At 73.2% G+C, this 22,283-nt stretch carries 24 protein-coding genes; 12 read left to right on the top strand and 12 right to left on the bottom strand.

Annotation, left to right across the window (positions count from 1 at the left end; translation table 11 throughout):
* Positions 1 to 14 precede the first annotated feature (14 nt).
* Together ACIQVI_RS16785 and ACIQVI_RS16780 are read left to right on the top strand one after the other, a co-directional pair.
* A complete protein-coding gene (locus ACIQVI_RS16785; RefSeq protein ID WP_121832724.1) occupies positions 15 to 1,142 on the top strand; it encodes a magnesium and cobalt transport protein CorA in 1,128 nt (375 codons plus the stop codon).
* 28 nt (positions 1,143 to 1,170) lie between these two features.
* Entirely contained in the window at positions 1,171 to 1,680 is a 510-nt protein-coding gene (locus ACIQVI_RS16780) for a hypothetical protein (RefSeq protein ID WP_403596123.1), read from the top strand.
* Between the two features lie 22 nt (positions 1,681 to 1,702).
* On the opposite strand, the gene ACIQVI_RS16775 is transcribed toward ACIQVI_RS16780, so the two are convergent.
* Positions 1,703 to 2,458, bottom strand: a complete 756-nt coding sequence (locus tag ACIQVI_RS16775; protein WP_403596120.1) for a hypothetical protein — start codon at positions 2,456 to 2,458, stop codon at positions 1,703 to 1,705.
* 285 nt (positions 2,459 to 2,743) lie between these two features.
* Between ACIQVI_RS16775 and ACIQVI_RS16770 the strand changes: the two genes are divergently transcribed.
* From ACIQVI_RS16770 to ACIQVI_RS16760, 3 genes are read left to right on the top strand one after another with little or no spacing between them, the layout of a single operon-like run.
* Entirely contained in the window at positions 2,744 to 4,027 is a 1,284-nt protein-coding gene (locus ACIQVI_RS16770) for a magnesium transporter MgtE N-terminal domain-containing protein (protein WP_351970663.1), read from the top strand.
* Positions 4,017 to 4,586 carry a DUF1003 domain-containing protein gene (locus ACIQVI_RS16765; RefSeq protein WP_403596117.1) on the top strand — a complete coding sequence of 190 codons (570 nt, stop codon included), beginning with the start codon at positions 4,017 to 4,019 and terminating at the stop codon, positions 4,584 to 4,586. Before ACIQVI_RS16770 ends, ACIQVI_RS16765 begins: the two co-directional genes overlap by 11 nt.
* A gap of 44 nt (positions 4,587 to 4,630) precedes the next feature.
* Entirely contained in the window at positions 4,631 to 5,764 is a 1,134-nt protein-coding gene (locus ACIQVI_RS16760; RefSeq protein ID WP_121832729.1) for an Mrp/NBP35 family ATP-binding protein, read from the top strand.
* Positions 5,765 to 5,840: 76 nt separating this feature from the next.
* Here the strand turns inward: ACIQVI_RS16760 and ACIQVI_RS16755 are convergent, their stop codons facing one another.
* The 5 genes from ACIQVI_RS16755 to sigE all read right to left on the bottom strand — a co-directional run bounded on the left by ACIQVI_RS16755 (position 5,841) and on the right by sigE (position 10,547).
* On the bottom strand, positions 5,841 to 6,467 hold the full coding sequence (locus tag ACIQVI_RS16755) for a hypothetical protein (protein WP_403596114.1): 627 nt from the start codon (positions 6,465 to 6,467) through the stop codon (positions 5,841 to 5,843).
* A gap of 74 nt (positions 6,468 to 6,541) precedes the next feature.
* Positions 6,542 to 7,009: a sec-independent translocase gene (locus tag ACIQVI_RS16750; RefSeq protein ID WP_403596111.1), complete on the bottom strand. Its 468-nt coding sequence runs from the start codon at positions 7,007 to 7,009 to the stop codon at positions 6,542 to 6,544.
* 91 nt (positions 7,010 to 7,100) lie between these two features.
* Positions 7,101 to 8,774: a S1C family serine protease gene (locus tag ACIQVI_RS16745; RefSeq protein WP_403596108.1), complete on the bottom strand. Its 1,674-nt coding sequence runs from the start codon at positions 8,772 to 8,774 to the stop codon at positions 7,101 to 7,103.
* Between the two features lie 76 nt (positions 8,775 to 8,850).
* A complete protein-coding gene (locus tag ACIQVI_RS16740; RefSeq protein WP_403596105.1) occupies positions 8,851 to 9,792 on the bottom strand; it encodes an anti-sigma factor family protein in 942 nt (313 codons plus the stop codon).
* Entirely contained in the window at positions 9,789 to 10,547 is a 759-nt protein-coding gene (sigE, locus tag ACIQVI_RS16735) for an RNA polymerase sigma factor SigE (protein ID WP_121833368.1), read from the bottom strand. Before sigE ends, ACIQVI_RS16740 begins: the two co-directional genes overlap by 4 nt.
* 141 nt (positions 10,548 to 10,688) lie before the next feature.
* On the opposite strand from sigE, the gene ACIQVI_RS16730 reads away from it, so the two are divergent.
* Complete coding sequence (locus ACIQVI_RS16730; RefSeq protein ID WP_121833367.1) at positions 10,689 to 11,354, top strand: O-methyltransferase; 666 nt, start codon at positions 10,689 to 10,691, stop codon at positions 11,352 to 11,354.
* Positions 11,355 to 11,447: 93 nt separating this feature from the next.
* Here ACIQVI_RS16730 and ACIQVI_RS16725 read toward each other — a convergent pair whose 3' ends face one another.
* The gene (locus tag ACIQVI_RS16725; RefSeq protein ID WP_009997451.1) at positions 11,448 to 11,615 is read right to left on the bottom strand and encodes a DUF3117 domain-containing protein; all 168 of its coding nucleotides are present in this window, start codon (positions 11,613 to 11,615) and stop codon (positions 11,448 to 11,450) included.
* A gap of 311 nt (positions 11,616 to 11,926) precedes the next feature.
* On the opposite strand from ACIQVI_RS16725, the gene ACIQVI_RS16720 reads away from it, so the two are divergent.
* From ACIQVI_RS16720 to ACIQVI_RS16710, 3 genes are all read left to right on the top strand, one after another.
* Entirely contained in the window at positions 11,927 to 12,730 is an 804-nt protein-coding gene (locus tag ACIQVI_RS16720; protein ID WP_351970657.1) for an enoyl-CoA hydratase-related protein, read from the top strand.
* A 120-nt stretch (positions 12,731 to 12,850) separates the two neighbouring features.
* Complete coding sequence (locus ACIQVI_RS16715; protein ID WP_403596100.1) at positions 12,851 to 14,095, top strand: FG-GAP-like repeat-containing protein; 1,245 nt, start codon at positions 12,851 to 12,853, stop codon at positions 14,093 to 14,095.
* A 26-nt stretch (positions 14,096 to 14,121) separates the two neighbouring features.
* Positions 14,122 to 15,348, top strand: coding sequence for an FG-GAP-like repeat-containing protein (locus ACIQVI_RS16710; RefSeq protein ID WP_403596097.1), 1,227 nt, complete (start codon positions 14,122 to 14,124; stop codon positions 15,346 to 15,348).
* A gap of 10 nt (positions 15,349 to 15,358) precedes the next feature.
* Here the strand turns inward: ACIQVI_RS16710 and ACIQVI_RS16705 are convergent, their stop codons facing one another.
* Entirely contained in the window at positions 15,359 to 15,961 is a 603-nt protein-coding gene (locus tag ACIQVI_RS16705) for a DNA-3-methyladenine glycosylase I (RefSeq protein ID WP_351970654.1), read from the bottom strand.
* On the bottom strand, positions 15,958 to 16,362 hold the full coding sequence (locus ACIQVI_RS16700) for a hypothetical protein (protein ID WP_403596094.1): 405 nt from the start codon (positions 16,360 to 16,362) through the stop codon (positions 15,958 to 15,960). The genes ACIQVI_RS16705 and ACIQVI_RS16700 overlap by 4 nt, the downstream gene beginning before the upstream one ends.
* A 103-nt stretch (positions 16,363 to 16,465) precedes the next feature.
* Here ACIQVI_RS16700 and folP point away from each other — a divergent pair, with 103 nt between their 5' ends.
* Entirely contained in the window at positions 16,466 to 17,326 is an 861-nt protein-coding gene (folP, locus tag ACIQVI_RS16695; RefSeq protein WP_403596091.1) for a dihydropteroate synthase, read from the top strand.
* Between the two features lie 44 nt (positions 17,327 to 17,370).
* Here the strand turns inward: folP and ACIQVI_RS16690 are convergent, their stop codons facing one another.
* Positions 17,371 to 18,120 (bottom strand): TIGR00730 family Rossman fold protein, encoded by a 750-nt coding sequence (locus ACIQVI_RS16690; RefSeq protein WP_121833362.1) that lies wholly within the window; start codon positions 18,118 to 18,120, stop codon positions 17,371 to 17,373.
* 96 nt (positions 18,121 to 18,216) lie between these two features.
* Positions 18,217 to 19,320 carry a succinyl-diaminopimelate desuccinylase gene (gene dapE, locus ACIQVI_RS16685; RefSeq protein ID WP_403596087.1) on the bottom strand — a complete coding sequence of 368 codons (1,104 nt, stop codon included), beginning with the start codon at positions 19,318 to 19,320 and terminating at the stop codon, positions 18,217 to 18,219.
* A 29-nt stretch (positions 19,321 to 19,349) separates the two neighbouring features.
* Between dapE and ACIQVI_RS16680 the strand changes: the two genes are divergently transcribed.
* Both ACIQVI_RS16680 and ACIQVI_RS16675 read left to right on the top strand, forming a co-directional pair.
* The gene (locus tag ACIQVI_RS16680) at positions 19,350 to 20,285 is read left to right on the top strand and encodes a hypothetical protein (RefSeq protein WP_351970650.1); all 936 of its coding nucleotides are present in this window, start codon (positions 19,350 to 19,352) and stop codon (positions 20,283 to 20,285) included.
* 312 nt (positions 20,286 to 20,597) lie between these two features.
* On the top strand, positions 20,598 to 21,002 hold the full coding sequence (locus ACIQVI_RS16675) for an ATP-binding protein (protein WP_403596082.1): 405 nt from the start codon (positions 20,598 to 20,600) through the stop codon (positions 21,000 to 21,002).
* A gap of 75 nt (positions 21,003 to 21,077) precedes the next feature.
* Here ACIQVI_RS16675 and dapC read toward each other — a convergent pair whose 3' ends face one another.
* Complete coding sequence (gene dapC, locus ACIQVI_RS16670; RefSeq protein WP_351974178.1) at positions 21,078 to 22,175, bottom strand: succinyldiaminopimelate transaminase; 1,098 nt, start codon at positions 22,173 to 22,175, stop codon at positions 21,078 to 21,080.
* Positions 22,176 to 22,283: the final 108 nt, after the last annotated feature.

The raw sequence follows: 22,283 nt of genomic DNA, 5'->3' as shown, positions 1-22,283 counted from the left end.
GAAGGAGTATGCCCATGTCGATGATCCGTGACCTGCGCGCCGCCGTCCGTCCGAGCCTGCGGCACCCCCTGCGCAAGACCCCCACCACGTACACCGCGTACGACCCCACCCGCGACCACTCGGCGTCCACCGCCGTCGTGGACTGCGCCGTCTACCGCGACGGGCGCCGGGTCGAGGACGACGAGTGCCTGACCCCGCGCGGCGCGATGCGGCGCGTGCGGGAGAAGGGCGGCTTCGCCTGGATCGGCCTGCACGAGCCGACCGAGGCCGAATTCGCCGGAATCGCCGCCGAGTTCGGGCTGCACCCGCTCGCCGTCGAGGACGCCGTCCACGCCCACCAACGACCCAAGCTGGAGCGGTACGACGACACCCTCTTCACCGTCTTCAAGACGATCCACTACGTCGAGCACACCGAACTCACCGCGACCAGCGAGGTCGTCGAGACCGGCGAGGTCATGTGCTTCACCGGCCCCGACTTCGTCATCACCGTCCGGCACGGCGGCCAGGGCTCCCTGCGCAACCTCCGCCACCGCCTCCAAGGCGAGCCCGAGCTGCTGTGCAAGGGCCCCTCGGCCGTCCTGCACGCCATCGCGGACCACGTCGTCGACGGCTACATCGCGGTCGCCGACGCCGTCGAACTCGACATCGACCAGCTGGAGATCGACGTCTTCTCGCCGGCCGTGAAGGGCTCCACGCGCGGCACGGACACCGGCCGGATCTACCAGCTCAAGCGCGAGGTACTGGAGTTCAAGCGGGCCGTCACCCCGCTGCTCCGGCCGATGCAGCTGCTCAGCGAGCGGCCGATGCGGCTCGTGGACCCGGACATCCAGAAGTACTTCCGGGACGTCGCGGACCACCTCGCCCGCGTCCAGGAACAGGTCGTCGGCTTCGACGAGCTGCTCAACTCGATCCTCCAGGCCAACCTGGCGCAGGCGACCGTCGCGCAGAACGAGGACATGCGCAAGATCACCTCGTGGGCGGCGATCGTCGCCGTCCCCACGGCGGTCTGCGGGGTGTACGGCATGAACTTCGACCACATGCCGGAGCTGCACTGGAAGTACGGCTACCCGATGGTGCTCACCGGCATCGTCGTCGTCTGCCTCACCATCCACCGCACCCTCAAGCGCAACGGCTGGCTGTAGCCCGGACCCGGGTGGATAGGCTGCGGCCATGACCGATCAGTCCCTCGGGCCCGCCCTCGTCGAGGAGGCCACCAAGAAGTCCGGCCTGGTGTGGGTGCGCGGCACCGGGTCCGCCCGCGCGCTCTGGCACGTCTGGCACGACGGCGCCGCGTTCGTCGTCGGCGACGGCCCCGGCGAGCAGCCGCTGCCGGGCCTGGTGGACGGCGGGACGGCCGAGGTGACCGTCCGCAGCAAGGACAAGGGCGGCCGGATCGTCGCCTGGACGGCCGCCGTGCGCGAGCTCGCCGCCGGTACGGAGGAGTGGGACGCGGCCGTCGCGGAGCTGAAGGGCAAGCGGCTCAACGCGCCCGACGGCGAGGCGATGCCGGGCCGCTGGGCGCGCGAGTGCCGGGTGGTGCGGCTGGACCCCCGGGAGATCGCCGCGGAGCTCCCGGACGGCTCCCTGGCGGCCGTACCGCTGCCGACGGGGGCCACGACCCGGCGTCCCGCGCCGGCCGCGCTCCCCCGGCTGCTCCTGAAGCGCCGCAAGCGCCGCTGAGGAGCCGGGAGACCGCTTCCCCTCAGGTGCGGGGCAGCTGCTTGCCGTAGTCCACGGTCTCGTCCTTCGTCGGCGCGGCGAGCGGGAAGTCCTTGTTCCAGTCGGAGAGCATCACCACGCCCCCGCCGCCGCCGCGCGCGAACTGCACGGGGTACGGGGAGCCGTCCAGGGCCACGTCGAGGACGCCGCCCTCGCCGTCCGCGCCGCCCTTGACCTTGATCGTGCGGACCGCGCCGACCCGCGTGCGGTCGCCCTTGACCTTCTCGCCGTGCAGCCCGATCAGCCCGTCGAGCAGCGGCTTCATGTCGGTGAAGCCGCGCAGCTGCTTGTACGAGGGGTCGTCCTGCGGCACCTTCACGTACTTGCCGTCGAGCTTCTCGGCGGCCTCGGCGTCCGCCTTCGTCGGCTTGTCGTCGCCCTTGTCGTGGGACCAGAAGCCGGCGTCGGCCTTCAGGTAGAGCGTGTCCCCGACCCGCATCAGCTCGAAGGTGCTGTTCCGCGTCGTCACCGAACCGGTGGCGCCGTCCCGCTTGAGCCGCATGTTCAGCTTGAAGGTGCCGCCCTTGCTGACCAGGGTGCCGGCCAGGCGCACCGCCTTCGCCGCGTCCGCCACGGTCCGCGCCTCGCGCTCGATGTCGGGGGCGGCGAGCCGCCCGACCCCGTTGGTCCCCTCGTCCGGGTCGGCGGCGCAGGCCGTGAGCCCCGCCGTCAGTCCGGCGCAGAGCGCCAGGGGCACGACGGCCCCGCGGATACGCGATGACGGGGTGCGGACGGTCATCTGCGCTGCCTCTCGTGTCGTGCGGGCGTACGGGCGCCGGGCCCCGGCCGGGCGGAGGGGCGGGGTCCGGTACCGCGGGCGGTACCGGGGGTTCCGGCTCCGGTACCGGGGTAACAGCAGACCGCAGCGTACCCGGGCCGGCCGGCGGCCCCCGCAGGCAGCCGTACGGAGGCACTGCCGGGGCGGCCCGCAACGGCACGGGCTAGCCTGAACCGGTAGCGCTCCGCGATCACCGGCCGGGCGCTGCGAGGACTCGAATCGTGCGGCACCGAGGAGGCGCGTGGCATGGCGGCAGGCGCCCCCCGGATCTTCGTCTCCCACCTGGCGGGGGTTCCCGTCTTCGACCCCGTCGGCGACCAGGTCGGCCGGGTCAGCGACCTGGTGGCCATGCTGCGGGTCGGCCGCCGGCCGCCGCGCCTGCTCGGGATGGTCGTGGAGGTGCTGAGCCGCCGCCGGGTCTTCGTGCCGATGACCCGGATCACCGGCGTCGAGTCCGGGCAGGTCATCACCACCGGCGTGGTCAACATGCGCCGGTTCGAGCAGCGGCCCACCGAGCGGCTCGTCCTCGGCGAGCTCCTCGACCGGCGGGTCCGGCTCGTGGAGGCCGACGGGCGGGAGGGCGAGGAGGTCACCGTCCTCGACGTCGCCATCCAGCAGCTGCCCGCCCGCCGCGACTGGGAGATCGACAAGGTCTTCGTCCGCAAGGGCAAGGGCGGGGCGCTGCGCCGCAAGGGCGAGACGCTGACCGTCGAGTGGTCGGCCGTCACCGGCTTCTCCCTGGAGGAGCACGGCCAGGGCGCCGAGAACCTGCTCGCCACCTTCGAGAAGCTGCGCCCGGCCGACCTGGCCAACGCGCTGCACCACCTCTCCCCCAAGCGGCGCGCCGAGGTGGCCGCGGCCCTCGACGACGACCGGCTGGCGGACGTCCTGGAGGAGCTGCCCGAGGACGACCAGATCGAGATCCTCGGCAAGCTGAAGGAGGAGCGCGCGGCCGACGTCCTGGAGGCGATGGACCCGGACGACGCGGCCGACCTGCTGTCCGAGCTGCCCGAGGAGGACCAGGAGCGGCTGCTGACCCTGATGCAGCCGGACGACGCGGCGGACGTGCGCCGCCTCCTGGCGTACGAGGAGCGCACGGCGGGCGGTCTGATGACGACGGAGCCGATCGTGCTGCGGCCGGACGCGACCGTCGCGGACGCGCTGGCCCGGGTCCGCCAGCAGGACCTGTCCCCGGCGCTCGCCGCGCAGGTGTACGTGTGCCGGCCGCCGGACGAGACGCCGACCGGGAAGTACCTGGGCACGGTGCACTTCCAGCGGCTGCTCCGGGACCCGCCGTTCACCCTGGTCAGCTCGATCGTGGACAGCGACCTGCCGCCGCTCGGGCCGGACACCCCGCTGCCGGCCGTCACCAGCTACCTCGCCGCGTACAACATGGTCGCCGCGCCCGTCGTGGACGAGAGCGGCTCCCTGCTCGGCGCGGTGACCGTCGACGACGTGCTCGACCACCTGCTGCCGGACGACTGGCGCGAGACCGAGTTCCACGAGGAGGGGGCCGGGCATGGCCGCTGAACGCACGCAGGACCGCGAGCGGGACCGGGAGCGGGAGCGGTCCGTGCCCCGGATCCGGCTCGACCTGCCGCGCGAGCGGCGGGCCAGACTGCTTCCGGAGTACGACCCCGAGGCCTTCGGGCGGATGTCGGAGCGGATCGCCCGCTTCCTGGGGACCGGGCGGTTCCTGGTCTGGATGACGCTGACGATCGTCGTCTGGGTGCTGTGGAACATCTTCGCGCCGGGGGCGCTGAAGTTCGACGAGTACCCGTTCATCTTCCTGACCCTCGCGCTGTCCCTCCAGGCCTCGTACGCGGCACCGCTGATCCTGCTCGCCCAGAACCGGCAGGACGACCGGGACCGGGTCAACCTCGAACAGGACCGGAAGCAGAACGAGCGGTCGATCGCGGACACCGAGTACCTGACGCGGGAGATCGCGGCGCTGCGCATGGGCCTGGGCGAGGTCGCCACGCGCGACTGGATCCGCTCGGAGCTCCAGGACCTCCTCAAGGAGATGGAGGAGCGCCGGGATCTATTCCCGTCCGGCGGCGGCCGGGGAAGTGACGTACCCGACCGTTGACGGCCCTTTCATGGGGCGGTGGTCGGCGCCGTACCATCGTCGGTATGGCTACGGAAGACGCGGTGCTCGCGGCACTGGCGACGGTGAACGACCCTGAGATCAACAAGCCGATCACTGAGCTCGGCATGGTCAAGTCGGTGGAGATCGAACCGGACGGCAGGGTCGCCGTCACGGTCTACCTGACCGTCGCCGGCTGCCCCATGCGCGACACCATCACCCAGCGGGTGACCGATGCCGTGTCCCGCGTCGAGGGCGTCACCGCCGTCGACGTGTCGCTGGACGTGATGGGCGACGAGCAGCGCAAGGAGCTGGCGGCGGCGCTGCGCGGCACCGGCGCCGAGCGCGAGGTGCCCTTCGCGAAGCCCGGCTCGCTGACCCGGGTGTACGCGGTGGCGTCCGGCAAGGGCGGCGTCGGCAAGTCGTCCGTGACCGTGAACCTGGCGGCCGCGATGGCCGCCGACGGGCTGAAGGTCGGCGTCGTGGACGCCGACATCTACGGCCACAGCGTGCCCCGGATGCTGGGCGCGGACGGGCGGCCGACCCAGGTCGAGAACATGATCATGCCGCCGTCGGCGAACGGCGTGAAGGTCATCTCGATCGGCATGTTCACCCCGGGCAACGCGCCGGTGGTGTGGCGCGGCCCGATGCTGCACCGCGCGCTCCAGCAGTTCCTCGCGGACGTGTACTGGGGCGACCTGGACGTCCTCCTGCTCGACCTGCCCCCGGGCACCGGCGACATCGCGATCTCGGTCGCGCAGCTCGTGCCGAACGCGGAGATCCTGGTCGTCACCACCCCGCAGCAGGCGGCGGCCGAGGTCGCCGAGCGGGCCGGTTCGATCGCCGTGCAGACGCACCAGAAGATCGTCGGCGTCGTGGAGAACATGGCGGGCCTGCCGTGTCCGCACTGCGACGAGATGGTGGACGTGTTCGGCACCGGCGGCGGCCAGAAGGTCGCGGACGGGCTGACGCAGACCACGGGCGCGACGGTCCCGGTCCTCGGCTCGATCCCGATCGACGTGCGGCTGCGCGAGGGCGGCGACGACGGCAGGCCGGTCGTCCTGTCCGACCCGGACTCCCCCGCCGGCGCGGCGCTCCGCGCCATCGCGGGCAAGCTGGGCGGCCGCCAGCGCGGCCTGTCGGGCATGAGCCTGGGCATCACGCCCCGCAACAAGTTCTGAGCGGTTCACGAAGTTCTGAGCGGTTCACGAAGAGAAGAAGGGCGTCCCGGTTCGCCGGGGCGCCCTTCCGCCGTCCTCAGGCGTACGCGTCGAGGTCCTTGATCTGCGAGAACCCGAGCCCGTACGCGCTCATCCCCCGCCCGTACGCCCCCAGGTGCACGCCCGCCGCCGAACCGGCCAGGACCCAGCCGAACTCGGACTCGCGGTAGTGGAAGGGCACCGGCACCCCGTCCACGGGCAGCGAGAGCGTCGTCCAGGCGGGCCCGTCGAGGTCGTCGGCGAGCTCGAAGGCCGTCTCGGTCTGCTGGTCCAGCCAGTGGTCGCGGGTCACGTGGTCGAGCGAGGCCGGCCAGGTGTGGACGAGCAGTCCGGAGCCGGCCAGCCAGGCGGCGGAGGAGACCGTGGTGGCGTCGAGGACGCCCGTCCCGTCGCCGGTCCGCCGCACGGGGCTCGCCGCGACCGTCACGACGACGGTGAAGCGCTCCTTCTCCGCGGTGCTCGCGTCGGACTTTATCGACGGCACGTCACCGTGCCCGGTCGATCCGTGCTGCACGCTGCCGTCGGCCGCCGTGCCGACCTGCATCAGCCGGCGCGGCCCGGTGAACGCCTCGTCGAGGCCGTACCAGGCGAAGGGCGCCCGCAGGTAGCCCTCGTCGATCCGCCGGGCCACGGGCGTGCCCTCCACCCGGCTCGTGGTCTCCATCTAGGCCGCCTCCTCGTTCCGTCAACAGAGCGAGGATAGCCACCGGGGCGCGCCGGATCGGTGACAGCCCGTCGTCAGGTCGCGTCGGAGTCGTACGGGGGCCGCTCGCCGACGTCCGGCTTGTCCTGCTTCTTGAGCAGGTCCGGGGTGCCCGCCGGGGCGCCGCCGGCCGGTGCTCCGGCGCCCGCCGAGCCGTTGACGGCGGGCAGGGTCTCGCGGCCGTGGACCGCGTCGGCGACCTCGTTCATCTCCTTCTTGAGGTCGAAGGTGCCGCGCAGCTCCCTCAGCTCCCGGAGGTCCTCGTTGCTCTCCATCTGCTTGCGGAGGAACGTCTTGGGGTTGAGGTCCTCGAACTCGAAGTCCTTGAACTCCGGTCCCAGCTCGCTGCGGATGTCGTTCTTCGCGCTGTCGGAGAACTCGCGGATCTTCCGGACGAAGCGGGAGACGTCCTGGATCACCTTCGGGAGCTTGTCCGGCCCGAAGACGAGCACGGCGAGGACGACGAGCGTCACCAGCTCGAGTGCGCCTATGTCGCTGAACACCTGATAGCTCCTTCACGCCGGTCCGGGGCCCGGTCCACGGTACCCGCCGAAACCGCCGGGCGGGTACCTCGCGGTGTCGGCCGCATGGCGCTCAGGTGCCCTGCGAGGAGCCGAGCGTCAGCGTCTTTGTCAGCTCTTTGCCGTCGCGGTTCAGGGTGAGCTCCAGGCGGTCGCCGGGGCGGTGGGCGCGGATCTTCACGATGAGCTCCTCGCCGTTGTGCACGCGCTGGCCGTCGACCTTGGTGATGACGTCGCCGGGCCGGAGCCCCGCCTTGGCGGCCGGGCCGCCGGGCGTGACGGAGGCGGTGCCGTCCTTGCCCTTCTCGCCGACGCGGGCGCCGTCGCCGTTGTACTGCATGTCGAGGCTCACGCCGATGACCGGGTGGGTGGCCTTCCCGGTCCTGATGAGCTCCTCGGCGACCCGCTTGCCCTGGTTGATCGGTATGGCGAAGCCGAGGCCGATGGAGCCGGGCTGGCTCGCGCCGCCGCCCTCGCCGTCGCCGCCGGAGCCGCCGGCCGCGCGGATCGCGCTGTTGATGCCGATGACCCGGGCCTTGGAGTCGAGGAGGGGGCCGCCGGAGTTGCCGGGGTTGATGGGGGCGTCGGTCTGGAGCGCGTCGACGTAGCTGATGTCGCTGCCGTCGCCCTTCTCGCCGCCCGCGGTGATCGGGCGCTCCTTGGCGCTGATGATGCCGGAGGTGACGGTGTTGGAGAGGTCGAAGGGGGCGCCGATGGCGACGACGGGGTCCCCGACGCGCACGTTGTCGGAGTTGCCCAGCGGCAGGGGCTTGAGGCCGGAGACGCCGGTGACCTGGACGACGGCCAGGTCGTAGCCGGTGTCCTTGCCGACGAGCTTGGCGCGGGCGGTCTCGCCGCTGGAGAAGGTCACCGAGATGTCCGCGGAGGACCGGGCCCCGTCCACGACGTGGTTGTTGGTGAGGATGTGGCCCTTGGTGTTCAGGACGAAGCCGGTGCCGGTGCCGGAGGAGCCGCTGCCCTTGACGTGCAGGGTGACCACGCCGGGCAGGGCGCTGGCGGCGATCCCGGCCACGCTGTCGGGGGCGCGGCCGGTGTCCTCGGCGGCGGCCTGGGGCAGCTCGACGGTGGTGAGTCCGCCGTTCCGCTCGACATAGGCGCCGATCCCGCCGCCGATGACGCCGGTGAGCAGCGCGAAGACGAGCGCCCCCGCGACGGCGAGGCCCTTCCGGGACCTCTTCGCGGGCGCGGGCGGAAGCGCGGCACCGCCGACGCCCCAGGGGTCGTACTGCCCCCAGGGCGCGGGGCCCCGCGGCTGCGGCGGCACGGGGGGTACGGGGTGCCCGGGGCCCTGCTGGGGCGGTACGGGACCGGGGAGACGCTGCACGGGCGGCGCGGGCGCCCACGGGCCGGGCTCGCCGTAGGGCGGCGTCCGGTACTCGTCGGGGGCGTGCAGGGGCTGTGCCTGCGGCGCGGGGGCCGGGTCCGCCGGGGGGACGGGGGCGGGGGCGGGCTCGGGCGCCGGGTCCTGGGCCTGCTCCGGCACCTGGACCCGGTCCTGGTCCTGGTCCCGTACCTGCTCCTGCGGGTCGCCCTTGGTCAGGACGACGGAGGGCGCGGGAGGCTCGGCCGGGGCGGCCGCCACCGGCGGTTCCGGGGCCGCCTGCGGCTGCGGCGCGGGCAGGGGGAAGTCGCCCTCGCCGTCACCGGACGGAGGCGGCGAGGGTATCCGCGCCGCCTCCGGTGTGCTCGAAGGACGGCTCCACCAGTTCGGCTTCCCGTTGTTCATGCTCTCCCCGCAACCGCTGACCCGTCCGCGCCCCTGGGTCGGGCGCGTCTGTCCCTGGATTCAACCAGGTCGCGGGTCAACGGGGGGAGCCGAGAGGCACGGTCGTCGGGCTCGGCGCCGGACTGGGTCCGGGAGCGAAGGCCGGCGGCGGGACCGGGCCCGTCGACCGAACGTAAGGCGAGAGGGGGAATGGGGACCGGGAAGGCGGGTACGAGAGGCCCACGGCCACCAGGGGCGGGGTGAAGGAGCGCGCCATCAACGGGACCGCGACCGCCACGGGCGCCTGCGGGACCGCCGCGGGCGTGACCGCGGCGAGCGGCTCGGCGGCGACGGCCTGCGCGCCCGTGCGCTCGCCGGAGCGCGTGCCCCGGCCGAGGGACGTGCCGGTGCCGGTGCCGCCGGTGGTGGTGGCGCGCAGCGGGGTGACCGTGCTGCCCGTGCCCTGGGCGCCGCGCCCGCTCGCGCTCACCGACGCGTCCAGCGGCAGGGTGCCGCCGAGGGCGATGGCCGCGAACGAGACGGCGCTGGCCGCCGCGAAGGCGAAGCGCCGGCCGCGCCCGCCGGAGCCCGAGGGGCGGTCACCGACCTCGTGTATGCGGAAGCCGGTGACGGACCGCCCCGGGTGCGGGGTGACGACCGCCGCCGTGGCGAAGCCGTCCGACTTCAGTCCCCCGGCTCCCAGGAGCTCTTCGAGGGGGCTTTTCGGACCCCCCGTGCCCCTGAGGCCCCCGGGGCCTCCCGGGGCCCCGGGATCTCCCGACGGTCCACCGGGTCCTCCGGGAAGGCCCTGGAGCCGGGCGAGGAAGCCCTCCGAGGGCGGCGGGGGCGCGGCGGAGGCGAAGACGCTCTTCAGGGTGCGCTGCGCGTCGGCCTCGGCCTTGCAGCGGGCGCAGGTCGCGAGGTGGGCGAGGACCCGCTCGCGGGCGTCGTGGCCCAGCTCGCCGTCGACGAGCGCGGCGAGCCGGTCCCCGAGGTGGTGCTCCGCGGGGGTCGGTGACGTGGGGAGTGTGCCGCTCACGCTGTGCCCGCCTCCCATCCGACGGAGGCGAGCGCACGCTCCGCCCGGGCCTCGGGCGAGCGGTGCTTGAGCGCCTTGCGGAGGTGGGAGCGCCCGCGGTGGATCCGGCTGCGGACGGTGCCGAGCTTCACGCCGAGGGTGGCGGCGATCTCCTCGTACGACAGTCCTTCGATGTCGCAGAGGACGACGGCCGCGCGGAACTCGGGCGCGAGGGTGTCGAGGGCCTGCTGGACGTCGGCGTCGAAGTGCGTGTCGTTGAAGGCCTGCTGCGGCGAGGGCTCGCGGCTGGGGAGCCGCTCGGCGGCGTCGTCGGCGAGCGCGTCGAAGCGGATGCGCTGCTTGCGGCGGACCATGTCGAGGAAGAGGTTGGTGGTGATGCGGTGGAGCCAGCCCTCGAAGGTGCCCGGGGTGTACGTCGACAGCGAGCGGAAGACGCGGACGAAGACCTCCTGGGTCAGGTCCTCGGCGTCGTGCTGGTTGCCCGTGAGGCGGTAGGCGAGGCGGTAGACCCGGCCACTGTGCGTGCTGACGATCTCCTCCCACGTGGGAGGGGTCCACGCCTGCGATTCCGCATCCGATGCGAAGGTCGCGGTGGTGGGTGCGGAGTCGGCGGTGCGGAAACGGTCAGCGGTGTCGGTCACGGATTTCGGCTCACCCGCCGACCTGAGAAGACGCCGAAGCACTCCTCCCCGATCCACAGGCGCAGCCGCACCTCCCCTGTCGGCTCTGGTGGTGTCCAGTGGAGCCCCTACCATAGCCACCTCGCCCGTTAGTTCCGGATAAGAATCTTTACGCGAATTTGGAACCGGCTCGCCCGGCTGCCTCCGTCGCGTCCCTCCCCTGGTGAACGCACGGTCCCATCTGCGGGTTCCCGCCGGCAGCGGATACAGTCACCGTTGCGTCAACTACGGGGACAGGAGAGGGCCATTACCGCCAACCGGCAGACGAGCTGGGCGTTCGCCGACGCCTTTGTCGCCGAGGACGAAGCACTGCGCTGGGCCCGTGAGCGGGCCCTGGAGGCGGGCTTCCCCTCGGTGTCGCCGGGCACCGGCGGGGCGCTGCGCCTGCTCGCCGCGACGGCGGACGCCAAGGCGGTGGCGGAGATCGGCACCGGCACGGGCGTGTCGGGCATCTATCTGCTGCTCGGGATGCGGCCGGACGGGGTCCTGACGACGGTGGACCTCCAGCCGGAGCGGCAGCAGCTGGCGAAGACGGCCTTCCGGGCGGCGGGCTTCGCGGGCAACCGGGCCCGGTTCATCCCCGGCCGCGCCCTGGACGTGCTGCCCCGGCTCGCGGACGGCGGGTACGACCTCGTGTTCTGCGACGGCGACCGGCTCGAGTACCTGGACTACCTCGCTGAATCGTTGCGCCTGCTGCGACCTGGGGGTCTGGTCTGCTTCGAGGGCGTCTTCGCGGACGGCCGGACGATCGACTCGTCGGCGCAGCCGGCGGAGGTGCAGCGGGTGCGCGAGCTGCTGCGCGCGGTGCGGGAGAGCCAGGACCTGGTGCCCTCGCTGCTGCCGGTGGGCGACGGCCTGCTGTGCGCGGTGCGCCGCGGCTGACCGGAGCCGTACGCACCCCCTGGGATACGGAGACACCGCTGCCCCGGCACGGCGGACCGTACCGGGGCAGCGGTGGAAAGCGTGGAGAGAGGGTCAGCCGACGACCTTCTTGAGTGCGTCGCCCAGCGCCTCGGCCTCGTCCGGGGTCAGCTCGACGACAAGCCGACCGCCGCCTTCGAGCGGAACGCGCATGACGATGCCCCGCCCCTCCTTGGTCACCTCGAGCGGGCCGTCACCCGTCCGCGGCTTCATGGCCGCCATGCTTGTTCCCCTTCCTGAAACCAGCCCATAGACAACCGGGCAGCTCCTTGATGTGGAGCACGCGTCACCGGCTTCGAACACATTGCTTCCAGGTCATTATCCCGCATGGCAGGACCCGATGACCAACATCGAATGGCATCGCTTGCGCAACGCGCTCTCTCATAACCCCACATTTCGGCGATCGGCCTGCGATACTTCGCCGCCCGGCGTCCGGCGGGACCCCCTCGTTCTTTGACGCAGCTCACATGTGCGACGGGGGTGATCTCCGCCATGCTGTGCTGGTCAACCACGCGACGAGGCGGAGGAAACCCATGGCCGACACGGTGCTGTACGAGGTGAGCGACGGGCTCGCCACCATCACGCTCAACCGGCCCGAGGCCATGAACGCGCTGAACGTGGCGACCAAGGTCGCCCTCCGGGACGCGGCGGAGACGGCCGCGTCGGACCCCGCCGTACGGGCGGTGCTGCTCACGGCGGCCGGGGACCGGGCGTTCTGCGTCGGGCAGGACCTGAAGGAGCACGTGGGACTGCTCCTGGCGGACCAGGAGTCCGGCACGCGCGACACCATGAACACGGTCCGCGACCACTACAACCCGATCGTCCGGGCCTTCGCCGGGATGCGGAAGCCGGTGGTGGCGGGCGTGAACGGCGTCGCGGCCGGGGCCGGCTTCGGCTTCGCCCTCGCGGCGGACTACCGGGTGGTCGCCGAGACGGCCTCCTTCAACACCTCCTTCGCGGGCGTGGCGCTGACCGCCGACTCGGGCGTGTCCTGGACGCTGCCGCGCCTGATCGGCGCGAGCCGCGCCTCCGACCTGCTGCTCTTCCCGCGCTCGATCAGCGCTCAGGAGGCGTACGAGCTGGGCATCGCGAACCGGCTGGTCCCGGCCGCCGACCTGGCCGCCGAGGCCGAGAAGACGGCCCGGAAGCTCGCGGAGGGCCCGACGGTGGCGTACGCGGCCCTGAAGGAGTCCCTCGCGTACGGCGCCGACCACTCGCTCTCCGAGGCCCTCGGCAAGGAGGAGGAGCTCCAGAACCTGGCGGGCGCGTCGGAGGACCACACCATCGCGGTCCGCGCCTTCGTCGCCAAGGAGAAGCCGGTGTACCTGGGCCGCTGAGCGGACGGCCGAACAGGCCGCTGACCAGCGGCTGAGCAGGGAGGGAACCCGGTCGTCCGGACGGTGGGCGGAGCTATAGGATCCGCTCACCATTCGTACGCACATGACCTGGGGGGTTCCGTGCGTCTCCATTCTTCCGCGCGCCTTCTTCGCGGCGCGCTCACGGCGGGCCTGGCCCTGGGCCTGTCCGCCACCGCCCTGTCCTCGCCCGCGCGGGCGGCCGACGGCTGGGACCGCTGTCCGCAGGGCAGCGTCTGCGGCTTCAGCAAGCCGCTGTACCAGGGCGACATGCTGGTCATCCGCAAGCCGATGGCCTCGCTCGGGTCCTGGGACAACCGCATCCGGTCCTTCGTCAACAAGCTCTCGGGGCCCGGCGACGCGGTGTGCTTCTTCCCGAAGGCCGGGCTCGACCCCGAGGGGTCCACGCACTTCTACACCTCGGCGTCCTTCGACGAGAGCGCCTTCCCGGAGCTCGACCGGGCGGTCAGCTCCGTGGACGTCGGCCCCGAGGCCGACGACTTCTGCGGCGGCGAGAGCCGGTTCCCGATGCTGTGGGACACCGTCGAGCCCCGGCCCAAGACGCTTCCCGCGCACGGCGCGTTCGGCGACATCGACCGCGACGGTTACGCCGACGTCCTCTCCCGCAACATGCTCGGCCAGCTGTGGACGACCCCCAGCTACGAAAGCCCCCACCGGCCCCTGCTGGTCGGCGGCGGCTGGGAGGGCATGACCAAGCTGGCCCGCCACGGCGACTACGACGGCGACGGCAACGAGGACGTCTTCGCCCGCGACAAGGCCGGCGTCCTGTGGTTCTACCCCGGCAACGGCAAGGGCTGGTTCAAGCCCCGCGCCAAGGTCGGCGGCGGCTGGAACGCCATGAGCGACCTGGCCGCGGCCGGCGACCTGACCGGCGACGGCAAGGGCGACCTGCTCGCCACCGACTCCGCCGGGGTCCTGTGGACGTACCCGGGCAACGGCAAGGGCTGGTTCGGCGCCCGCAAGAAGGTCGGCGGCGGCTGGAAGGCGATCAACGAGCTCGTCGGCGCCGGCGACATGAACTCCGACGGGAAGGCCGACCTGGTCGCCCGCGACACGGCGGGCAAGCTCTGGCTCTACCCCGGCAACGGCAAGGGCTGGTTCGGCGCCCGCAAGCTCATCGGCACCGGCGGCTGGAACGGCCACAAGGAGCTCGCCGGCCTCGGCGACGTGACCGGCGACGGCCGCCCCGACCTGGTCGCCCACGCCTGGGGGACCTACGTCCAGGCGGGCCACTTCCTCCTCACCGTCTACCCCGGCACCGCCGACGGGCGCCTCCAGGCGCCCCGCGACCTCGCCCAGGTCCGTTCCTCGCTCTTCGTCTTCTGATCCCCTTCCCGAACGGATTCCCGCGCATGATCCGCACCGTCCGGGGCCGCCGCGCCCTGGCCGCGGCCGTGACCACGGCCGCCTCCCTCGCGACGCTGATGACCGCCGCTCCCCCCGCCGCCGCGGGCGAGGAGCGCTGCCCCTCGGGCAGGCTGTGCGTCTTCCAGTACCCGGAGTACAAGGGCGAGATGAAGATCATCACGTCCAGCCAGGCCTCCCTGGGGACGTGGGACAACACGATCTCCTCGCTGGTCAACCACTCCGCCCTGCACGCCGTCCTCAGCGTCGACCGCGACTACGGCGGGAACGACTCCCTCGTCGTCGACCCGCACAACGGCGGGGTCAGCCTCGACGGCTCCGTCATGGGGCAGCTCGACAACAGGATCAGCTCGATCCGCGTGGCCACCACCCACTGGGAGGCCAGCTCGGGCGTCGCGTGGATGGACTGGTGGCCGCAGGAGAAGCGCCCCGCCGGCCTTCCCGCCGCCGCGCAGTTCGGCGACCTCAACAACGACTCCCGGCCCGACCTCCTGGAGCGGGCCGACGACGGCCGGCTGTGGTACCTGCACGGCTACAGCGCCCGCTGGGACGTCTCCCCCAAGGCCGTGCTGATCGGCGGCGGCTGGAACAGCATGACCCAGATCGTCCGGCACGGGGACTACGACGGCGACCGCAACGAGGACGTCTTCGCCCGCGACAAGGCCGGCGTCCTGTGGTTCTACCCCGGCAACGGCAAGGGGTACTTCAAGCCCCGCGTCAAGATCGGCGGCGGCTGGAACGCCATGAAGGAGCTCAAGGCCGTCGGCGACATCACCGGCGACGGCCGCCGCGACCTGGTCGCGCGCGACACTGCGGGCGTGCTCTGGACGTACCCCGGCAACGGCAAGGGCTGGTTCGGCGCCCGCACGAAGGTCGGCGGCGGCTGGAACGCCATGACCCGGCTCGTGGCGCCCGGCGACATGAACGGCGACGGCCGGTCCGACCTGGTGGCCCGCGACAACGCGCGCGGCCTCTGGCTCTACCCGGGCAACGGCAAGGGCGCGTTCGGCGCCCGCACCAAGCTGTCGTACTCCTGGCCGTCGGACGCGCCCGTCCTCTCCGTCGGCGACGTGACCGGCGACGGCAGGTCGGACATCATGCGGCCGATCGACGGGCAGCAGCTGTACGTCTACGCCGGCAACGGCCGCGGCGGCATCGGCGGCCCGCAGGCGGACATGAGCTGGGACACCGCCGACCGCGTCCACGTCTTCTAGCCCGCCGGGCTCAGTGGTCCGGGGCCGTTCCGCCGCCCCGGGCCACGCATTCCTCCAGGTGGTCGTCGACGAGCCCGCACGCCTGCATCAGGGCGTAGGCCGTGGTGGGGCCGACGAAGCGGACGCCGCGCTTCTTGAGGGCCTTGGACAGGGCCGTGGACTCGTCGGTGACCGCCGGGACGTCGGCGAGCGTGCGCGGGGCCGGGCGGGCCGCCGGGTCGGGCGCGTGGGACCAGATCAGGGCGTCGAGCTCGCCCGGGTCCCAGCCGGCGAGCAGCTTCGCGTTGGCGAGGGTGGCGTCGATCTTGGCCCGGTTGCGGATGATGCCCGCGTCCAGGAGGAGCCGCTCGCGGTCCTCGTCGCCGAAGGCGGCGACGGCCGCGATGCCGAAGCCGGCGAACGCGCGCCGGAAGCCCTCGCGGCGGCGCAGGATCGTGATCCAGGACAGGCCCGACTGGAAGGCCTCCAGGCAGAGCCGCTCGAAGAGGGCGTCGTCGCCGTGGACCGGGCGGCCCCACTCCTCGTCGTGGTACGCCACGTAGTCCTCGGCCGACAGGCCCCAGGGACAGCGCGCGAGGCCGTCCGGGCCGGTGACCGTCCCGCCGGCCGTCACGGGCGGTCGTCCTCGCCGCCGGAAGTGGACCCGGGACCGGAGGCGGACCCGGGACCGGACGCCGGGCCGAAGCCGGAGCCGGACGCCGGGCCGAAGCCGGGGCCGTCGCCCGCGCCCGTGAGCGCCTCCTCCAGCTCGGCGATCCGGGCGTCCCGCTCGGCGAGTTCGGCACCGAGGCGGACCAGGACGTCGTCCACGTCGGCCATCCGGTAGCCCCGGGCGGCGACGGGGAGGCGGAGCGCCTCGACGTCGGCGCGGTCGACCGGCCGGCTGACCGGCAGGGGGTCGACGAGCTGCTCGGGCGCCACGTCGGGCAGCACCTCGCTGTCGCCGCCGCCGACCACGGCCAGGGTCACCGCGGCCACGACCACGACCATCGTGATGAGCAGAAACCAGAACACCTGCGCGCCTCTTCCCGGAGTGGAAACCGTCCGGTGCCGATCGTGCCATGCGTCACCGACGGTTAGGGTCGCAGGCGAACGGACGCGAGGGAGGACAAAAGGGATGCTGCGCTTGGGACGGCGTGAATTCGGGCCGCACGAGCCGGTGATCATGGCGATCGTGAACCGGACGCCGGACTCCTTCTACGACCGGGGCGCGACCTTCCTGGACGAGCCGGCGCTCGCCCGGGTCGAGCGCGCCGTGGCCGAGGGGGCGGCGATCGTGGACATCGGCGGGGTGAAGGCGGGCCCCGGCGAGGAGGTGACGGCCGAGGAGGAGGCGCGGCGCACGGTCGGTTTCGTCGCCGAGGTGCGCAGGCGCCACCCGGACGTGGTGATCAGCGTGGACACCTGGCGGGCGGACGTCGGCGAGGCGGTCTGCGAGGCCGGCGCGGACGTCCTGAACGACGCGTGGGGCGGGGTCGACCCCCGGCTCGCGGAGGTGGCGGCGACGTACGGGGCGGGGCTCGTCTGCACGCACGCGGGCGGCGCGGAGCCCCGGACCCGGCCGCACCGGGTGGAGTACGAGGACGTGATGGCCGACGTCCTGCGGGTGACCGTGGGGCTCGCGGAGCGGGCGGCGGCGCTGGGGGTGCGCCGGGACGCGATCATGATCGACCCGGGGCACGACTTCGGGAAGAACACCCGGCACAGCCTGGAGGCGACCCGGCGGCTCGGCGAGATGGCGGAGACGGGCTGGCCGGTGCTGGTGTCCCTGTCGAACAAGGACTTCGTGGGCGAGACGCTGGACCGTCCGGTGCAGGAGCGGCTGCTCGGCACCCTGGCGACGACGGCGGTGTCCGCGTGGCTGGGGGCCCGGGTGTACCGGGTGCACGAGGTCGCGGAGACCAGGCAGGTCCTGGACATGGTGGCGTCCATCGCGGGCCACCGCCCGCCGGCCGTGGCACGGCGCGGGCTGGCGTAGGACGGCGGGAGGGGGCGCCGCCGCGCGGCGCCCCCGGGCGGGTCCTACTTGCCGGTCTCCTTGCTCACCAGCGCCACCGCCTCCTCCACGTCGTCCGTGACGTGGAAGAGCAGCAGGTCCTGCTCCGCCGCCTTGCCGCCCGCGACGACCGCGTCGCGCAGCCAGTCGACGAGGCCCTTCCAGTACTCCGTCCCGAAGAGGACGATCGGGAAGCGGGTGACCTTGCGGGTCTGCACCAGGGTGAGCGCCTCGAAGAGCTCGTCGAGGGTGCCGAGGCCGCCGGGCAGGACGACGAACCCCTGGGCGTACTTCACGAACATCGTCTTCCGGACGAAGAAGTACCGGAAGTTCATGCCGATGTCGACGTACGGGTTGAGGCCCTGCTCGAAGGGCAGCTCGATGCCGAGGCCCACCGAGACGCCCTTGGCCTCGCTGGCCCCCTTGTTGGCCGCCTCCATGGCGCCCGGGCCGCCGCCCGTGATGACGGCGAAGCCCGCCTCGACGAGCGCCCGGCCGAGCCGCACGCCCGCCTCGTACTCGGGCGAGTCCGGCTTGGTGCGGGCCGAGCCGAAGACGCTGATCGCGCTCGGCAGTTCGGCGAGGGCGCCGAAGCCCTCGACGAACTCGGACTGGATGCGCATGACCCGCCAGGGGTCGGTGTGCACCCACTCGGAGTCGCCCTCGGTGTCGAGCAGCCGCTGGTCCGCCGTGCCCGGCTGGACCTGGTCCCTGCGCCTGAGCACCGGGCCCTGACGCTGCTCCTCGGGCTTCGCCACTCCCTCGGGAATGCCCATGGCCTGCTCCCTCCGCCGATCGGCGGTCCGCCCTGGACCGCCAACTGATCTTCTGGTCCGGACAGGGTAGGACGACACAGGTGACGAAACGCGAAATTACGGAAGTCGGGCGGTCAGCCAGTCGTGGAGGCGTGCCTCGCAGTGGTGGATCCGCTCGACGACGACGTGCTCGTCCCGCTTGTGCGCGTACATGGGATCGCCCGGCCCGTAGTTGACGGCGGGGACGCCGAGGGCGCTGAAGCGGGAGACGTCGGTCCAGCCGAACTTGGGGTGCGCGCTGCCGCCGACGGCCTTCATGAAGGCCTCCGCGGCGGGGTGGGAGAGGCCGGGCAGGGCGCCGGGGCTCTCGTCGTCGACGACCAGCTCGGCGATGTCGCAGTCGGCGAAGACCTCGCGGACGTGGGCGAGGGCCTCGGCCGGGGAGCGGTCGGGCGCGTACCGGTAGTTGACGGTGACGGTGCAGGCGTCGGGGATGACGTTGGTGGCGACGCCGCCCGCGATCGCCACGGCGTTGAGGCCCTCGTGGTACTCCAGGCCGTCGATGACCGGCTTGCGCGGCTCGTAGGCGGCGAGGCGGGCGAGGATCGGGGCGGCGGCGTGGACGGCGTTGGAGCCCATCCAGGAGCGGGCGGAGTGGGCGCGCTCCCCGGCGGTGTGCAGGACGACGCGCAGGGTGCCCTGGCAGCCGCCCTCGACCTGGCCGTCGGAGGGTTCGAGGAGGACGGCGAAGTCGCCCTCCAGCCAGTCGGGGTGCGCGGCGGCGATCTTCCCGAGGCCGTTGAGGTCGGCGGCGACCTCCTCGTTGTCGTAGAAGACGAAGGTGAGGTCGCGGTTGGGCTCGGGGACGGTGGCGGCGATCCGGAGCTGGACGGCGACGCCGGACTTCATGTCGGAGGTGCCGCAGCCCCACAGGACGCCGTCCTCGTCGAGCCGCGAGGGCACGTTGTCGGCGATCGGGACGGTGTCGACGTGGCCGGCGAGCACGACCCGCTCCGCGCGGCCGAGCGTCGTGCGGGCCACGACGTTGTTGCCGTACCGGTCGACGGTGAGGTGCGGCAGGGCGCGCAGGGCCCGCTCGATCGCGTCCGCGAGGGGCCGCTCGGTCCCGCTGACGGACGGGAAGTCGACGAGGGCCGCGGTGAGCGCGGCCCCGTCCAGGGACAGGTCGAGGGGGGCGTCGAGCGGGGTGATGTCAGCCATATGCCGACCCTAACCCGGCCTCCAGTACGGTGGGCCCCGTGTCCGAGCCCATCCGCCCCGCCCGCCGTGGCCGCCTCGCCCGCTCCGCGGCCGCCCTCGCCGTGCTCCTCGGCCTTGCCTCGTACGTCGGTCTCCACCAGATGACCGGCAGCAAGGGCACCCCCCGGTGCAGCGTGGGCAGCGGCGACCACCGGTACGAGTTCACTCCGGAGCAGGCGTCCAACGCGGCGACGATCTCGGCCGTGGGCACCACCCGGGGGCTGCCGGAGCGGGCGGTGACGATCGCGCTCGCGACGGCGCTCCAGGAGTCGGCGCTGCGGAACATCGCGTACGGCGACCGGGACTCGCTCGGCCTCTTCCAGCAGCGCCCCTCGATGGGCTGGGGGACGCCGGAGCAGATCATGGACCCGGTGTACTCGGCGGGGAAGTTCTACGCGGGCCTGGAGAAGGTCCCGGGGTACTCGCGGCTGCCGCTGACGGTGGCGGCGCAGAAGGTGCAGAAGAGCGGTTTCCCGCAGGCGTACGCGAAGCACGAGCCGGACGCCGCGCTGCTCGCCGCCGCCCTGACGGGCCGGACGCCGGCCGGGCTCTCCTGTACGGCGAATCCGGAGGAGGGCCGGCCGGGCGACCCGCGGAAGGTGCGCGCGGAGCTGATACGGGCCTTCGGCGAGAGGGCGGCCCCGACGGCGGTGACCGGCGGTCCGAGCGCGGGCCGGTCGGCGGCGGAGCCTCCGGTCCTGGTGGTGCCGGTGCGGCCGGTGGCGGGCGCGGGGTCCGGCGCGGACGAGCGGCGCGGCTGGGAGCTGGCGCAGTGGGCGGTGGCGCGGGCGGAGGCCCTGCGCATCACGGAGGTCTCCTACGGGGACCGGGTCTGGCGCGCGGGCGAGGCCCTCGGCGGCTGGTCGAAGCCCTCGGGCACCCCGGCGGAGGGCGGCGGGTCCGTCCGCATCCGGCTGGCGCGGTAGCCGGAACCTCCCGTACGGCCGTTCCCTCCCTCACCCGCCCGTGGCACGGGCCGGGTCCGGGGCACGGGGAATTCGGCACGCCTTCGGAGCGGATTTCCGGGGTGCTCTTTCCGACCCCGAATCCCCTTGCCCCGCAAGGGAAGTGACGGTTCGCCAGGTGCCCTCGCGATGACGCCTTCGTCCATTTTCCTCCCCGCCCGACAATACGACGCATTGCCAATTCTTTACCTTCGACCGCCGCAACCTCTCCCTCCCCGGAGCCGGTTGTCACTGCGTCCGAACGCACACGTCGCACCTCGTCGAAGGAGCACCATGTCCCTCCCCCTGACCCGCCGGATCGCCCGCGCCGCCCTCATCCTCGCGGCCGGAGCAGCCCCCGTGGTCGGTGCGGCCGGCTCCGCGAGCGCCCTCGACCACGGCCTCGCGCCGACCGGCGCCCTGGGCACCCTGTCCGCCCTGGACTCCGCCGAAGCGGGCGGCACCGTCGACAGCGCCTCGCGGACCACCACCGACGTCGTCGGCGAGGCCGGCAAGGCCGCCACCCCGGTCGCCCAGAAGGTCGCGGGCGACACCGCCGGCGGCGCGGGCGAGGCCCTCGGCAAGACCGCCGGCGCGGCCGCCGAGAGCACCGAGGCCCCGACCGGCGGCGCCCTGGGCGGCGGCCTCGGCGGCCTGCCGACCGGCCAGACGCTGGGCGGCCTGCCCCTCGGCGGCTGACCTCCGCACGGAACGCCGGAAGGGCCCGGGGAGCGCGCGTCGCTCCCCGGGCCCTTCCCCGTGTGCCGTTTCCGGTCAGCCCAGACGCTTGACGGCCGCCTCGACCCGCTCGTCGGTCGCCGTGAACGCCACCCGCACGAACCGCTCCCCGGCCTCGCCGTAGAAGTCGCCGGGCGCCACCAGGATCCCCTTCTCCGCCAGGTACTCCACGGTCTCCCAGCACGGCTCGTCCCGGGTCGCCCACAGGTACAGGCTCGCCTCGCTGTGCTCGATCCGGAAGCCGTGCGCCTCCAGGGCCGTCCGGAGGGCCGCCCGCCGGGCCGCGTACCGTCCGCGCTGCTCGGCCACGTGCGCGTCGTCGCCGAGCGCCGCGACCGTCGCCGCCTGCACCGGGGCGGCGGTCATCATGCCGCCGTGCTTGCGGATCCGGAGCAGCTCGCCCAGCACGGCCGGGTCGCCCGCGACGAACGCGGCCCGGTAGCCGGCCAGGTTGGAGCGCTTGGAGAGCGAGTGGACGGCGACGATCCCCTCGTACGAACCGCCGTTGACGTCCGGGTGCAGGACGGAGACCGGGTCGGCCTCCCAGCCCAGCTCCAGGTAGCACTCGTCGGAGAAGACCAGGACGCCGTGCTCGCGCGCCCAGGCCACGATCCGGGTCAGCTCCTCCTTGCCGAGGACCTTCCCGGTCGGGTTGGACGGGGAGTTGAGCCAGAGCAGCTTGACGGCGGCCGGGTCGAGGTCGGCGACCGGGTCGTCGTAGACGACGGGGGTCGCGCCGCAGAGCCGCGCGCCGACCTCGTACGTCGGGTAGGCGAGGCGCGGGTAGGCGACCGCGTCTCCCGGGCCGAGACCGAGCTGCGTCGGCAGCCAGGCCACCAGCTCCTTGGAGCCGACCACCGGGAGGACGTTCTCGTGGACGAACCCGACCGCGCCGAGGCGCCGCTCGCACCAGCCGGTGAGCGCGTCCCGCAGCGCCGGGGTCCCCCACACCGTCGGATAGCCCGGCGAGTCCGCCGCCGCCACCAGGGCCTCCCGGATCAGCGCGGGGACCGGGTCGACGGGCGTGCCGACGGACAGGTCCACGATCCCGTCCGGGTGCGCCAGGGCCGTCTTCTTGTACGGCTCCAGCCTGTCCCAGGGGAAGACGGGGAGGCGCGAGGAGACTGCGCTCACGGATTGGCTCACTTCCTCGTAGGGGCGCGTGCGGGCCCGTACGGACTGGCGGACTCGGACTGGCTGTCGCGGGAAACGCGTCGGCCCCGCACGGCGCTCGACGCCGTG

It is taken from the genome of Streptomyces sp. NPDC098101, from assembly GCF_044760185.1.
Taxonomy (GTDB): Bacteria; Actinomycetota; Actinomycetes; order Streptomycetales; family Streptomycetaceae; genus Streptomyces.
Note: the sequence above shows the minus strand (reverse complement) of the source record. Positions and strands in the feature narration are given on the sequence as shown.

Coding starts and splice junctions, on each gene's coding strand:
- ACIQVI_RS16675 (WP_403596082.1), top strand. CDS start 20,598: ATGTCCCTCCCCCTGACCCGCCGGATCGCCCGCGCCGCCCTCATCCTC.
- ACIQVI_RS16760 (WP_121832729.1), top strand. CDS start 4,631: ATGGCTACGGAAGACGCGGTGCTCGCGGCACTGGCGACGGTGAACGAC.
- ACIQVI_RS16745 (WP_403596108.1), bottom strand. CDS start 8,774: ATGAACAACGGGAAGCCGAACTGGTGGAGCCGTCCTTCGAGCACACCG.
- ACIQVI_RS16770 (WP_351970663.1), top strand. CDS start 2,744: ATGGCGGCAGGCGCCCCCCGGATCTTCGTCTCCCACCTGGCGGGGGTT.
- ACIQVI_RS16780 (WP_403596123.1), top strand. CDS start 1,171: ATGACCGATCAGTCCCTCGGGCCCGCCCTCGTCGAGGAGGCCACCAAG.
- ACIQVI_RS16775 (WP_403596120.1), bottom strand. CDS start 2,458: ATGACCGTCCGCACCCCGTCATCGCGTATCCGCGGGGCCGTCGTGCCC.
- ACIQVI_RS16710 (WP_403596097.1), top strand. CDS start 14,122: ATGATCCGCACCGTCCGGGGCCGCCGCGCCCTGGCCGCGGCCGTGACC.
- ACIQVI_RS16765 (WP_403596117.1), top strand. CDS start 4,017: ATGGCCGCTGAACGCACGCAGGACCGCGAGCGGGACCGGGAGCGGGAG.
- folP (WP_403596091.1), top strand. CDS start 16,466: ATGCTGCGCTTGGGACGGCGTGAATTCGGGCCGCACGAGCCGGTGATC.
- ACIQVI_RS16755 (WP_403596114.1), bottom strand. CDS start 6,467: ATGGAGACCACGAGCCGGGTGGAGGGCACGCCCGTGGCCCGGCGGATC.
- sigE (WP_121833368.1), bottom strand. CDS start 10,547: ATGGTAGGGGCTCCACTGGACACCACCAGAGCCGACAGGGGAGGTGCG.
- ACIQVI_RS16720 (WP_351970657.1), top strand. CDS start 11,927: ATGGCCGACACGGTGCTGTACGAGGTGAGCGACGGGCTCGCCACCATC.
- ACIQVI_RS16785 (WP_121832724.1), top strand. CDS start 15: ATGTCGATGATCCGTGACCTGCGCGCCGCCGTCCGTCCGAGCCTGCGG.
- dapE (WP_403596087.1), bottom strand. CDS start 19,320: ATGGCTGACATCACCCCGCTCGACGCCCCCCTCGACCTGTCCCTGGAC.
- ACIQVI_RS16690 (WP_121833362.1), bottom strand. CDS start 18,120: ATGGGCATTCCCGAGGGAGTGGCGAAGCCCGAGGAGCAGCGTCAGGGC.
- ACIQVI_RS16725 (WP_009997451.1), bottom strand. CDS start 11,615: ATGGCGGCCATGAAGCCGCGGACGGGTGACGGCCCGCTCGAGGTGACC.